We start from the raw sequence: 12,054 nt of genomic DNA, 5'->3' as shown, positions 1-12,054 counted from the left end.
TCCGGGCCGCCGCGAATGCACGCCAATCCGGGGTCCCAGATCACAGGTCCCACATCTCAGTCCTGGTTTCGCCCTCCGAAGGTCATCGGATCGACCGGGCGGTCCCTGACCGGCAGCTTCGCCACCACCAGGCAATAGGACTCGAGGACGAGGTCGTGGAGAAGGTCGGCGTCGAAGTTCGACTCCGTCTCGCCCTGTTCGCTGGTCTCGCCCTGTTCGCCGGGATCGCCTCGTCCGGCGACGGTGATCCAATGCTTCTTGCTCATGTGGTATCCGGGTGCGATCTCCGCATAGGCGTCACGGAGGACCTCACCGTCGAGAGGGTCGATCTTGAGATTGATGCTCGGCACGCCCCGCAGCTCGTACTGCATCATGAACATCTTCCCCCGCACCTTGTATACGGCGTACTCGGGTCCGAACGGGTGGTCGACGACGACGGACGGGTACTGCATCGCCTGCTCGTGGGCGAGCCTGAGCACGGTGTCCGGATCCATGTGTGGATGCTAACAGCGGGGACTGACACAGCATCCCGATCTCCTCCGTCACCTCGCTAGACTCGGGGTCATGCCTGATACGCCACTCCATCTGCTCGTCGCCGCGCTCGGCGGAACCATCGCCTCGACCGCCGACGGCAGCGGTGGGGTCGCTCCGGCGCTCAGCGGAGCCGAGATCGCCGCAGCCGCTGGTCTCGACCGGATCTGGCCTGACCTCCAGGCCGACTTCACCCAGGTCGCCCAGGTCTCGAGTGCGAACGTCACCCTCGACATGCTCCACGATGTCGTCGACCTCGCGCGGCGGACCGACGCGGACGGCATCGTGCTCACCCAGGGCACGGACACCCTCGAGGAGTCGGCCTTCGCGCTCTCACTGCTCAATGACTCGGGCACGCCGATCGCCGTGACCGGAGCGATGCGCAATCCGACGCTGCCCGGCGCCGACGGCCCCGCCAACGTCCGCGCCGCCGCGCTCACCGCGCTCTCGCCGTCGGCTCGGCACCTGCCGGCCACCCTCGTCTTCAACGACGAGATCCACGATCCGCATCATGTCCGCAAGGCGCACGTGTCCTCGACGGCGGCCTTCTCCTCGGGTCCGGTGCTCGGCGCCATCGGGTGGATCAGTGAGGACGTCGTCCGTCTCCCCCACGCGCCGCACCCTCGCACGGCGGCCTCGCCGTTCGCAGGACTCCCCCGACCCGACGCGTTCGCGGCGGTCGCCCTCGCCGAGGTGGGACTGGGGGAACCGGCGGAGACGTTCGACCGCCTCGGTGAGGCAGGCTTCGCCGGCCTCGTCCTCGCCGGAGTCGGCGGCGGACACGTCCCCGAGGATCTTGTGCCCGCGGTCCTCCGCCTCGGCGAGCAGATGCCGGTCATCCTCGCCTCCCGACCTGGGTCGGGAGCGAGCCTGACCCGCACGTACGGTTACGTCGGCGGGGAGATCGGCCTGCTCGAGGGCGGGCTCATCCCGGCCGGGATCCTCGATGCGAGGAAGGCGCGGATCGCGCTGACCCTCGCGCTGAGTTACGGCCTCGACCCCGCCGAGGTGTTCGCCCGCTTCCGGTGAGACGGTTCAGTCGGAGAGCAGAGCCGCAATCGTCGACCTGAGCTGCGGAACGCGATCGTTGACGGCTGACCAAACGATCGCATAGTCGATCTCACCGTACTGATGAGCGATGACGTTTCTCATAGCGATGATCCGGTGGATGTCTGCGATCAATGCAGCCGTTTCGGGATCTGCACTGCGCACCCGATTGAGCGCCTCACCCAGCACTTCGAGCTGCCGCTCGACCGCAGACCGGATGAGCAGACTGTGCGTGAACTCGCTTTCATCGACGCCATCGACAAAACTGCCGATGGCATCGATCGCTTCGCGGGCATCCCACAGCCAGGCAGAGGTTTCACGCCGCATAGAGTTCCTGCGCGCCGCTCAGGGCTGATTCGCGGAAGTAGGGATTCTTCAGTGCTCGGCCGACCACCAGCTCCACCTCCCGGTCGAAGAGAGCTGAGAGATCTTCGAGCAGACCGAAATAATCATCGAACATGCTGTCACGCCCAGGAACGAAATCCACGATGAAGTCGAGGTCGCTCGACTCTGGATCGAACCGGTCGGAGACTGCGGAGCCGAAGACGCGCAATCGCTCGACTCCGCGAGCTGCGCAGATCCGCGCAATCGCGGCTTCGTCGAATCTGATTGCCGGTTCCATAGTCTCAGTCTCCCATTCGCGGCCGAACGAGTACACACCTCGATATCTCCGGCCGAATCCGGGCTCCCAACACAATGTCCACGCCGTTCGTCGAGATCGCAGCAGACAACCCGCCCCGTGTCCGGGACGGCTCCATAGCCGTCCCGGACCCCGTGACTAACGCTGGCTCTGCTCGCCGACGGCGACGACCATCTTCCCGAAGTTCCCGCCGGTGAGGAGTTCGTTGAAGTACTCCGGTGCACGATCGAGACCTGTGCGGATGTCCTCGCGGTAGCGAATCTTTCCTTCCTGGATCCACGAGCGCATGTCGGACAGGAACTGCTCGCCCAGGCGGTCGACGAACTCGCTCTGGATGAAGCCGCGCACCGTGAGCGACTGCCGCAGGATCGTCGACATGAGCAGTCCCGTGCGGTCGGGTCCGGGCGGCAGTTCGGTGAGGTTGTAGCTCGAGACGAGACCACACACGGGCACACGGGCGAACGTGTTGAGCAGCGGCAGGACCGCTTCGAAGACCTTACCGCCGACGTTCTCGAAGTAGACGTCGATGCCTTCGGGAACCGCCTCGGCGAGCTCCTGCCTGAAGTTCGGGGAGCGGTGGTCGAGGGCGACGTCGAACCCGAGCTCCTTGAGGTGGGCGACCTTGTCCGGCCCACCGGCGATGCCGACGGCCCGCGCCCCGACGATCTTCGCGATCTGCCCGACGACCGAGCCGACCGGACCGGTCGCCGCGGCGACGACGACGGTCTCACCCGGCTTGGGCATGCCGATCTCGAGCAGCCCTGCGTACGCGGTGAACCCCGGCATCCCGAGCACACCGAGCGCCGTGCTCACGGGCGCGATCTCCGGGTCGATGCGGCGCAGCTGCGAGGCGTCCTCGATGGAGTACTCCTGCCAACCGCCGTAGCCGAGGACGATGTCACCGGGAGAGAACTCCGGAGATCGCGACTCGACGACCTCGGACACCGTCGCTCCGACCATCACCTCGCCGATCTCCGTCGGCCGCGCGTAGGACTTCGCGTCCGACATCCTCCCCCGCATGTACGGATCGAGGGAAAGGTAGAGAGTGCGCAGGAGAACCTGCCCCTCACCCGGGGATTCGACGGGGACCTCGTCGTGGAGGAAGTTCTCAGCCGTCGGCATCCCCACGGGACGCGAGTTGAGGCGGATACGGTGATTCGTGGCCATAGCGATGTCCTCTCAGCGGTGGTCCGGTCTTACGTAACAACCCGCGGGTATGCGTCGATGTTCCCGCTGACCTGGAGAAATTGTGTCCGCCGAGGTGGTCGGGCCGAGCCGCGGCTTCTCCCCCGTTCCGGACCGCGGCTTCTCCCCCGGTTCGAACCCGGCGAGGTCGCGGGCGACGCCGGCCCACCGGGGATCGAACGCCCATCGGTGGTCCTCGAGCCGGTCGAGGACGAGGCTGCCGTTGCCGCGGACGATGTCCGACCATTCGGGCGGCCAGTAGCCGTACTGCGCTGCCGCGGCGATCTCGTGGACGTCCTTGAAGACGGCTCCGCGCGCATTGAGACGGCCACCGGGCAGGTGCAGCGGCTCCTCGGCGACGGGGAAGGTGATGTCGAGGATGAGATCGCTCGTGAACACCGCCTCGGCGGTGCGCAGGTGGATGTTCTCGAGATTGATGTACCACTCGATCCGGACGGGACCCGAGGTCGGGTCGGCCGCCTCGGCGGGTTTGACGAGCACCCACACGGAGAACGGGACGTTCGGCGGGGCGAGCTTGAGGACCCCGTGCCCCTGCCAGCGGGTGGGCACCATGGTCCGGCGGGGTGCCTCGGCGGGCGGGCGGAAGCGGACGTCGAGGGGGACGTCGTGGGCGTTGAAGCCCTCCCATCCGACGATCCGGGTGTCGGTGACCTCGGTGCCCCCGGGCATCCACAGAGCCGCGCCGTCGGGTCCGTCCTCGATGACCCGCATCGGCCGGAGCACCTCGATATGGTCGCGATCGAAGTCGAAGCGCCTGTACGTCCAGGTCACGGCCTGACCCGGCGTCCAGAACGGGGGCTGACCGAGAGGCCGCGCCTGCGACGGGACGGCGAGCGCGAACGGGTCGGTGTACTCCATTCCCGCAGTCTAGGGCGGGTGTTTGGACGCAGCCTGTGGGACGGATCCGCGTCGCTGCCCGGCTGTGTCCGTACCGCGACGTAGGGTGGGACCATGATCGCTCCTCCCCGCACCGATGCGGAGATCCCGGGGTATGTCGAGGCGCTCGATCTGCCGGGGCTGGCCGACATCCATGTCCATTTCCTTCCGCAGAACGTCCTCGACAAGGTCTGGTCCTACTTCGACGACGCCGAGGCGCATTACGGTCGACCGTGGCCGATCCACTACCGTCACGACACCGATACGCGGTTGCGGATCCTCCGCGACCTGGGCCTCCACCGGATCCCGGCGCTCACCTACCCGCACCGACCGGGTATGGCCGCGTGGCTCAACGACTGGAACAGGGAGTTCGCCGCAGCCCACCCGGACGTCGTCCACTGCGGAACGCTCTACGCCGAACCGGAGTCCGCCGAGTACGTGCCCGCAGCTCTCAAGGCCGGGGCACGGCTGTTCAAGGTCCACGTGCAGGTCGGCGGCTTCGCTCCTGATGACCGTATCCTCGATCCCGCGTGGGCGGCGCTGTCGGAGGCCCAGGTGCCGATCGTCATCCACGCTGGGTCGAAGCCGCTGCCCGGCGAGTTCACCGGCCCCGAGGCGGTGGCACGGGTGCTCGAACGCTTTCCCGCCCTCAACTTCGTCATCGCCCATATGGGCATGCCCGAGTACGACGCGTTCGCCGATCTCGCCGAGGCCCACAGCGGGGTCCACCTCGATACGACGATGTACGTCTCCGGGTTCTTCAACCACCCCGCAGAGGTGGCCCCTGCCTTCCGTGAGCGACTCCTGGCGCTCCAGGACAAGGTCGTCCTCGGCTCGGACTTCCCGAACATCCCCTACCCGTACGCCGATCAGCTCTCAGGGCTCGCCGGCCTCGACCTCGGCGACGACTGGATGCGCGCGGTGCTCTGGGAGAACGGGGCCAGGCTGCTCGGGCTCGAGGAGGTGGTCACTGGCGACGACGCGAGAACTGAAGAGTGAGCCTGGTCATACGGACTGATGCCGTCGTCTCACCCGATGTCCGGCCAGCCGGTCGGACTGGTGCCCCATCGGGGCATGCGGTTCTGTGGGGTGCGGCCGGTCAGTCGATGTCCGATCGGGGGATGCGCTCCGCCCCGACGACACCATCGAGCAGCGCCGGGTCGATCGGCCTGCCGCGCTTGATCACACTGATCTGGCCGGTGGGTTCGAGGATGACGCACGCGACCTCGGAGAGCTCTCGGATGCCTGCCATCCGCAGCTTCGAGATCACTTCGACGCGATCGACATGGGCGCGGGCCATGTTGTCGGTGAGGAACTCCTCTCCCGCCATGAGGACGATCGCTGGGCTGTTGACGATGCCCTCGATGCGGGCGCTCCGCCGCGCCTGCCCGGTCACCGCCTGGAGGATGAGCAGCGTCCCGACGGCGAGGACACCGGCGACGAGGGTGGGGGTGTCGCCGAGGATCGCCCGTCCCACGACGGCTCCGAGGGCGATGATCGCGGCCAGGTCGAAGCTCGAGAGACTCGCCAGGGCGCGTTGCCCGAAGAGACGGACGACGATGATGATGCCAAAGTAGAAGACGACGCAGGAGACGACGACGCGCAGGGCGTCGACGCCGTCGAGTCCGTATTCGTGCCATTCCATGCAGGCCACCTCCCGACCGGATCCTACTCGGCGGGAGGCGGAGATCCCGCGCCCCTCACCCGCCGATTCCGGCTGGAGACGCCTCTCCTGCTCTAGGGTGTGAAGGGAGCCGGACGGAACAACGGCTCTTGCCGGCAGCGGTCGACGAGCGGAAGCGGCACAGAATGAGACTGACGAAGGACCCCACACCTGAGAAGGTGCTGGCCGGGCTGCAGGCGCAGATCGAGCGCTCCTCGCAGTTCGCCTCGACCATCGACCCGGTGGCGGCGCTGCAGACCTACGAGCGCCTCATCCGGGTGATCCAGCCGCGCCTGCCAGAACTGCGCCGCAGCGTCGGACTGCCCGCTGACCCGCCGATCTTCGCAGCCGCCCGCGCTCGCACCTCCGCACGGCGTCGGTACGGCGGAATGCCGGTGCCCTCCGACCGTGTGTTCACCTACTGGAACACTCCGATCGACACGGCCCCACCCCTCGTCCAGGCGTGCCTGGCAAACATCAGGGAATCGTATCCCGCGCTGCGTGTGCTCGACGGAGAATCGGTCCGTGAACTCATCGACGTTCCCGACCGGATCGCCGAACTCCTCGAGGACGAACGCCCGGCCCACTTCTCCGACTACGTCCGCACCCGCATCCTCGAAGAGCATGGAGGCGTCTGGTTCGACGCCACGGCGTGGGTCGGACACAACCTCGACGAGGAACTGCAGCGCCGCTATCTGCGTGCGGGAACGATCTTCCCCCGGTGGACGAAGCTGTCCATCGCGAATTGGTTCATCGCCTCGCAGAAGGAGTCGGTGCTGCTGGGCCTGCAGAGGCGCGCTCTCGATGAGTGGTGGACCCACTTCGACGACCTGCCCGACTACTTCCTCTACCACCGGATCTTCGAAGTCCTCCAGGTGCTCGTGCCCGAAGCCCGCGGCCAGTGGAACGCAGCACCGGTGCTCTCGGCCACCTCGGCGCATCTGCTCCAGATGGCGATGATGCAGCCCTGGCGACCGGGTACGCTCACCGACATCGCCGCCGTCGCACCGTTGCAGAAGCTCAGCTACAAGTACGGCACTGTTCCCGACGGCTCTGTCCTCGGGCACCTCATCGGCCCGTACGTCTGAATCACCTCACCGGGTGGCGAGCCATTCGTCGACGGTGACGGTCGAGAGCCTCGGCGACTCGGGGATGAGACCGTCTCCCGCCGTCGGTCCTGGAATCGGCACGGGCACGACCCGGCGGGCCCGCGTCCGTCCCCGACGCCCCACGCCGAAGCCCTGGGTCCGTTCCCCGGTGCGGCCCGCCTCCGCTTCGGCGACGGCTCGGGCGATCGCGGCGAGGTCGCTGATCTCTGGTCCGGCCACCTCGACGGTGCCGCGCTCTCCGGCATCGATGGCCTCTGCCATCATCCGGGCTGCTTCGTCGGCGGCGAGGGCGCGCACCCGCATCTTCGGGGCGAAGACGACCGGGCCGACGGACACCGATGCCGTCTCGGCGAGTTCGTACCATTGGGTCGAGCGGAACATGAGGAGCTGGTCGGCGGGCACGAGCCTGCGGTAGACCCGCTCCTGCATGTCCTTGCCCTGGTAGTAGCCGAAGAGTGCGGATCCGGCGACCGTGGGTTTGAAGGCGATCGACAGGCACACCATCGCCGCACCGGGATTCTCCGCCGCGGCCAACGCGATCGAGCGCGCACTGCGGGAGAAGAAGTCGAGCGCCCGGTGCCGGTTGTTCGTCAGGAGGTTGACGCAGTCGACGAGGACATCGCTGCCGACCGCCGCCTCAGTGACCCCGTCGCCGGTGTACGTGTCGACGCCGATCCCGCGGTGAGCGGCGATGACGGAATGCCCCATCGCCCGCAGCCGGGTGACGAGTCGGCTGCCGAAGGTTCCCGTGGCTCCGTAGACCGTGACCTGCATTGTCTTCCCTTCGGTGGCCCGGCGAGCAGGGCGCGGCGGATGTCGCACCGTGCGCTGCGGTCGTCGAGCCGAAAGCGGTGGCCCGCCGCGCCGCTCAATCAGTTCTGGTCGATCGTGATCGCGCCCGTGTCCGCGGTGACGGAGACAGGGATGACCGCTTTGCCTTCTGCGTCCTTCGGATCCTTCGACGCGTCGTACTTCTCGAGGTCCTTCGCGAGGTCGACGCTGCCCTGGTTCGATGTCGCGTTGATCCGGTAGAAGAGGTCCTTGACCTCGGCACCGCCGTCGTCGGAACCGTCACGTCCGTCGTCGGGGCCGGCCGCCTCGGCGCTCATATGCTCTTTGACGAGGTCGAGGCGGGGCAGACGGAGATCGATCTTGCCTTCGTCGGCCTTGACCGTGATTCCCGAGGTCGGGACCATCTCATTGGAGAAGTCGAGGTCGATCGACCCCGTCGAGGTCGTCGCGTCGACTCGGTCGCGGACCTTGAGGTCGGTTCCTTCGAGGGTGCCGACGTCGGACTTCGCCTCGATCGATCCGAAGCTGCCCTTGAACCGGGTCTGACCCCAGTCGGTCGTCGTCTGCACCTTCTCGAAGTCGCCCTCGAGCGAGACCGACCCGGCGTCGGTGTCGGCCTTGACGTCATTGAACTCCCCCCGGACGTCGACTTCGCCGAGGCCGCCGGCGAACGTGAGGTTGGTGTCCTTCGACGTCGCCTTGGGGATGGCGACGTCGATGCGGGCGTTCTCGAAGACCTTCCTGTCGTCGACGGTGACCACCGATTCGCCGTTGGTCTCCTCGACACGCAGTTTCGGGACGTCATCGCGCGGACCCACCCCGGTCATCGTCACCGTCGCCGTGTCCGCATCGGTCGTCCTCACCGTGATCGAGGCTCCCGTGTCGAGGGAGAAGCGGACGTCTCTCGCCGAGGCGGCCAGCTGCTCACTCGACTCGACCTTCGTGTAGTCGAGCCGGGAGGCACCGTGGGCGACGCTGATCGCGATCGGAATGAGCAGGACGATCGCTGCGGCGATGACGAGGACGGCACGCAGTCCGGTGCGGGCCGACTGGTTGACGAGGACGGTGGCAGGCATTTCTATGCTCCGAGGAATGTGAGGACTGCGAGGACGCGACGGTTGTCCGAGGTGTCCGCGGTGAGTCCGAACTTGGTGAAGATCGAGCTGATGTGCTTCTCGACGGCTCCGGCGCTGAGGAAGAGGGTGCCGGCGATCGCGGCGTTCGACTTGCCCTCGGCCATGAGCTGGAGGACCTCGAGCTCGCGGGGACTGAGCGTCGAGAGCCCGTCGGTCTTGCGGGTGCGCACGAGGATCTGGGAGACGACCTCGGGGTCGAGGACGGTTCCGCCCTTGGCGACCTCGTCGACGGCGGAGAGGAAGTCCTCGACATCGGCGACGCGGTCCTTGAGCAGGTAGCCGAACCCGCCGGTGTTCTCGGCGATGAGTTCGGAGGCGTACTGCTCCTCGACGTACTGGCTGAAGACGAGGACCTTGACGTCCGGATTCTGCTTGCGGATGAGGACCGCGGCGCGGATGCCCTCGTCGGTGAACGTCGGCGGCATGCGCACGTCGATGACGGCGAGGTCCGGGGGCATCGTATTCACGGTCGCCAGCAGCTCATTGGCATCGGGCACGGCCGCGATGACCTCATGTCCGGCGTCGACGAGGAGTCGTTCGAGTCCGGCCCTGAGGATGGCTGAGTCTTCGGCGATCACGATGCGCATGGCACCTCCACAACGATGGTAGTCGGCCCACCTGCGGGGCTGGTCAGGTTCAGTGTCCCACGGGCGGCCTCGACCCGGTCGACGAGACCGGCGATGCCGGTGTGCCGACCCGACCGGTCGATCCGGGCTCCGCCATGACCGTTGTCGGTGACGACGATCTCGACTCCCGCCTCGGTGGGGGCGATGACGACCTTGGCCTGCGTGGCACCGGAGTGCTTGGCGATGTTCGTCAGGCACTCGGCGACGACGAAGTAGGCGACGGCTTCGGCTTCGCGTTCGATCCGACCGCCGAGGCGGACGTCGACCTCGACGGGGATCGGTGAGCGGCCGGCGAGCGCGGAGACCGCAGCGTCGAGACCGCGGTCGGTGAGGACGGCGGGATGGATTCCGCGGGCGAGCTGGCGGAGTTCGTTGACGATGCCCTTCGCCTCGGCGTGGGCTTCGGCGACGAGCTCTTTGGCACGTTCCGGGTCGGAGTCGATCTTCGACTTCGCCAGGCCCAGGGTCATCGTCAGGGCGACGAGGCGGGGCTGGGCGCCGTCGTGGAGGTCGCGTTCGATGCGCAGACGCTCAGCGGCGGCCGCATCGATCCCGGCCATGCGGGCGCGGTCGAGCTCGGAGACCTCGGCCTGGAGGGCGGCGGTGCGGGCCGGCGGCAGAAGGCTGCGGTCGAGCGCACGGTCGAGATACGGGGCGAACCAGAGGATGGCGAGCGAGCTGGCGAGGATGATGAGCGAGCCGATCGCAACGCCGACGCGGCCCAGGCCGCTCTCACCGCCGCCGAAGAAGAGGCCGGGGATCCCGTCGGGGTTGATCGCCGAGAAGACGCCGAGGATGCCGCCGCAGATGCCGGTGATCGTGCCGCCGACGACGGCGAGGCCGAGGAGCATCTTGACGTAGTGGTGGGCGGTCGAGCGCCAGAACGAGCCCGAGGACACGAGCAGCCACCGGTTGTGGAGGAAGCGGGCGAACCCGGATTCGCGGGTGCTGCGCGGGACCGTCGGCACCGGGATTCTGTCGTCGTAGACGAGTTCGGCGCGGTAGCGTTCGAAGACGTTGGCGACCTGCTGGACGAGCACCCAGAGGATGAGCGCGAGGACGCCGAGGCCGAGGGCGAAGATGCCGCCGATGCCGGTGATGAGGAGCCCGACGGGGATCCACGCCCAGAGGATGGCCATGACCGCGGAGAGGAAGAGGTTCGCGACCCCGACGACGCCGACCGGCCGCTTCGGCCAGTCGATCGGGCCCTCCGGAGGGATGTCGGTGACATCGGTGCGGCTCAGCGGCATGGGTCCGGTGACCGGAACCATGACGAGGTCGTTCGGGCGGGGCTTCTTCCGCCGAGGCGGTCGCGGCGGTTGGAGCCGGACCTGTCCCGGGTAGGGGCTCTGCCCCGGGAAGGGATTCTGTTCCTGGTGGGGGCTCTGTCCTGGGAAGGGTCCCGCGTGCGGGCCAGGCTGGGGCCCTGACTGGGTCGGGTACTGCGCACCCGGAGCGTCGACGCGCTGCGGGGACGGGCGCGACGGCGCCGGTCGACCCGGGCCGGAGACCGGGCCGCCGGGACCGTACGATGCGGACGCGTACTGGCCGGGGTGCTCAGCGCCGGGCAGCGCGTGCTCGACGCGGGGCGGCATCGGCGGCTGTGCGCCGGCAGGATGCTGTGCGGCGCCGATGTAGGTCTGTGCAGGAGTGCCGTAGGCCTGAGTCGGGTCGCTGGCGGCGGGGCTCGGGTTGCCGGCGGCGGGGCTCGGGTTGCCGGCGGCGGGGAATCGCGACGGATCGTAGGCCTGAGTGTGAGGGTACTCCCGAGTCGGTGACTCAGCACTGCCCTCGAAGCCGTCGGCCGCCTCGGCGGGGTGGGTCCAACCGGGCCGCGGGGTGGTGAAGGGAACCTCGAGGTCGAGCGGGGTGGTGCGGAACTGCCCGGCTTCGGTGGCCTGTGGCGCACTGTCGCCGTGGGGGTGCTGAGCTTCTGCAGGCATGGAGCCGGTCGGCTCCGGTTCCTGCGGATGCTCGGGGGTCTTCTCACTCATACCGAATACGCTACGCGGGCGGGTGTCCGGGCGACAGCACGTTGACCGCCGCGACCGAGTCGGGTTTTCCCCCGCGCTGGAGCGCTTCCGCTCCTTGGGCCTTCGTTCCGCGCCACCCCTGACGGCGTCTCCTGGGCGAAATGGGCAGAGAATCGACGCGATTTCCTGTCCAGATCGACCTGAAGTCGAGCGCGTTCAGGCCGCCTCACACTCTCCACTCCGAATGACCCCTGGAACATCACGCCCTCCCTGGAGCGCCACTTCGCCGCCGGAGCGTCTCACACAACCCTGAGCAATTCACCTCATCCATCGAGCGCCATGTCCTACGTGTGCAGACGTAGGACGTGACGCTCGTGGTGTGGGGGGCGTCAGGGCACCGGCGCTCGCGATGGTGAGCCGGGCGCGGACGGCATTGCGGCGCAGACTCTCCGGCG

13 protein-coding genes are annotated in these 12,054 nt (G+C 67.9%); 3 read left to right on the top strand and 10 right to left on the bottom strand.

Features of this window, described 5'->3' with window-relative positions; genetic code table 11:
- Window positions 1-56: 56 nt before the first annotated feature.
- Window positions 57-494: an MmcQ/YjbR family DNA-binding protein gene (locus EZE58_RS13560; protein ID WP_009378865.1), complete on the bottom strand. Its 438-nt coding sequence runs from the start codon at window positions 492-494 to the stop codon at window positions 57-59.
- 70 nt (window positions 495-564) lie between these two features.
- Between EZE58_RS13560 and EZE58_RS13555 the strand changes: the two genes are divergently transcribed.
- The gene (locus EZE58_RS13555) at window positions 565-1,560 is read left to right on the top strand and encodes an asparaginase domain-containing protein (protein WP_009378864.1); all 996 of its coding nucleotides are present in this window, start codon (window positions 565-567) and stop codon (window positions 1,558-1,560) included.
- Window positions 1,561-1,566: 6 nt separating this feature from the next.
- Here the strand turns inward: EZE58_RS13555 and EZE58_RS13550 are convergent, their stop codons facing one another.
- The 4 genes from EZE58_RS13550 to EZE58_RS13535 form a co-directional block, all read right to left on the bottom strand.
- Entirely contained in the window at window positions 1,567-1,905 is a 339-nt protein-coding gene (locus EZE58_RS13550) for a HepT-like ribonuclease domain-containing protein (protein ID WP_009378863.1), read from the bottom strand.
- On the bottom strand, window positions 1,895-2,200 hold the full coding sequence (locus tag EZE58_RS13545; protein WP_040341888.1) for a nucleotidyltransferase domain-containing protein: 306 nt from the start codon (window positions 2,198-2,200) through the stop codon (window positions 1,895-1,897). Before EZE58_RS13545 ends, EZE58_RS13550 begins: the two co-directional genes overlap by 11 nt.
- Window positions 2,201-2,356: 156 nt before the next feature.
- Window positions 2,357-3,385 (bottom strand): NADP-dependent oxidoreductase, encoded by a 1,029-nt coding sequence (locus EZE58_RS13540; protein ID WP_009378861.1) that lies wholly within the window; start codon window positions 3,383-3,385, stop codon window positions 2,357-2,359.
- A gap of 12 nt (window positions 3,386-3,397) precedes the next feature.
- Complete coding sequence (locus EZE58_RS13535; RefSeq protein ID WP_009378859.1) at window positions 3,398-4,282, bottom strand: DUF402 domain-containing protein; 885 nt, start codon at window positions 4,280-4,282, stop codon at window positions 3,398-3,400.
- Between the two features lie 93 nt (window positions 4,283-4,375).
- On the opposite strand from EZE58_RS13535, the gene EZE58_RS13530 reads away from it, so the two are divergent.
- Entirely contained in the window at window positions 4,376-5,299 is a 924-nt protein-coding gene (locus EZE58_RS13530) for an amidohydrolase family protein (protein WP_167560727.1), read from the top strand.
- 100 nt (window positions 5,300-5,399) lie between these two features.
- On the opposite strand, the gene EZE58_RS13525 is transcribed toward EZE58_RS13530, so the two are convergent.
- Window positions 5,400-5,945, bottom strand: coding sequence for a YetF domain-containing protein (locus tag EZE58_RS13525; protein WP_009378852.1), 546 nt, complete (start codon window positions 5,943-5,945; stop codon window positions 5,400-5,402).
- Between the two features lie 164 nt (window positions 5,946-6,109).
- On the opposite strand from EZE58_RS13525, the gene EZE58_RS13520 reads away from it, so the two are divergent.
- On the top strand, window positions 6,110-7,051 hold the full coding sequence (locus EZE58_RS13520) for a capsular polysaccharide synthesis protein (RefSeq protein ID WP_009378850.1): 942 nt from the start codon (window positions 6,110-6,112) through the stop codon (window positions 7,049-7,051).
- Window positions 7,052-7,057: 6 nt separating this feature from the next.
- On the opposite strand, the gene EZE58_RS13515 is transcribed toward EZE58_RS13520, so the two are convergent.
- The 4 genes from EZE58_RS13515 to EZE58_RS13500 all read right to left on the bottom strand — a co-directional run bounded on the left by EZE58_RS13515 (window position 7,058) and on the right by EZE58_RS13500 (window position 11,620).
- A complete protein-coding gene (locus tag EZE58_RS13515; RefSeq protein ID WP_009378848.1) occupies window positions 7,058-7,846 on the bottom strand; it encodes an SDR family oxidoreductase in 789 nt (262 codons plus the stop codon).
- Between the two features lie 98 nt (window positions 7,847-7,944).
- Window positions 7,945-8,940 carry a DUF4097 family beta strand repeat-containing protein gene (locus EZE58_RS13510; protein WP_063249660.1) on the bottom strand — a complete coding sequence of 332 codons (996 nt, stop codon included), beginning with the start codon at window positions 8,938-8,940 and terminating at the stop codon, window positions 7,945-7,947.
- A 2-nt stretch (window positions 8,941-8,942) separates the two neighbouring features.
- Window positions 8,943-9,587, bottom strand: coding sequence for a response regulator (locus EZE58_RS13505; RefSeq protein WP_009378844.1), 645 nt, complete (start codon window positions 9,585-9,587; stop codon window positions 8,943-8,945).
- Window positions 9,575-11,620, bottom strand: a complete 2,046-nt coding sequence (locus EZE58_RS13500; RefSeq protein WP_167560725.1) for a sensor histidine kinase — start codon at window positions 11,618-11,620, stop codon at window positions 9,575-9,577. Before EZE58_RS13500 ends, EZE58_RS13505 begins: the two co-directional genes overlap by 13 nt.
- Window positions 11,621-12,054 lie beyond the last annotated feature (434 nt).

Origin of the sequence: Brevibacterium sp. LS14 (assembly GCF_012027885.1) — a bacterium.
GTDB lineage: Bacteria > Actinomycetota > Actinomycetes > Actinomycetales > Brevibacteriaceae > Brevibacterium > Brevibacterium casei.
Note: the sequence above shows the minus strand (reverse complement) of the source record. Positions and strands in the feature narration are given on the sequence as shown.

Coding starts and splice junctions, on each gene's coding strand:
- EZE58_RS13510 (WP_063249660.1), bottom strand. CDS start 8,940: ATGCCTGCCACCGTCCTCGTCAACCAGTCGGCCCGCACCGGACTGCGT.
- EZE58_RS13525 (WP_009378852.1), bottom strand. CDS start 5,945: ATGGAATGGCACGAATACGGACTCGACGGCGTCGACGCCCTGCGCGTC.
- EZE58_RS13550 (WP_009378863.1), bottom strand. CDS start 1,905: ATGCGGCGTGAAACCTCTGCCTGGCTGTGGGATGCCCGCGAAGCGATC.
- EZE58_RS13520 (WP_009378850.1), top strand. CDS start 6,110: ATGAGACTGACGAAGGACCCCACACCTGAGAAGGTGCTGGCCGGGCTG.
- EZE58_RS13500 (WP_167560725.1), bottom strand. CDS start 11,620: ATGAGTGAGAAGACCCCCGAGCATCCGCAGGAACCGGAGCCGACCGGC.
- EZE58_RS13555 (WP_009378864.1), top strand. CDS start 565: ATGCCTGATACGCCACTCCATCTGCTCGTCGCCGCGCTCGGCGGAACC.
- EZE58_RS13515 (WP_009378848.1), bottom strand. CDS start 7,846: ATGCAGGTCACGGTCTACGGAGCCACGGGAACCTTCGGCAGCCGACTC.
- EZE58_RS13505 (WP_009378844.1), bottom strand. CDS start 9,587: ATGCGCATCGTGATCGCCGAAGACTCAGCCATCCTCAGGGCCGGACTC.
- EZE58_RS13530 (WP_167560727.1), top strand. CDS start 4,376: ATGATCGCTCCTCCCCGCACCGATGCGGAGATCCCGGGGTATGTCGAG.
- EZE58_RS13560 (WP_009378865.1), bottom strand. CDS start 494: ATGGATCCGGACACCGTGCTCAGGCTCGCCCACGAGCAGGCGATGCAG.
- EZE58_RS13540 (WP_009378861.1), bottom strand. CDS start 3,385: ATGGCCACGAATCACCGTATCCGCCTCAACTCGCGTCCCGTGGGGATG.
- EZE58_RS13545 (WP_040341888.1), bottom strand. CDS start 2,200: ATGGAACCGGCAATCAGATTCGACGAAGCCGCGATTGCGCGGATCTGC.
- EZE58_RS13535 (WP_009378859.1), bottom strand. CDS start 4,282: ATGGAGTACACCGACCCGTTCGCGCTCGCCGTCCCGTCGCAGGCGCGG.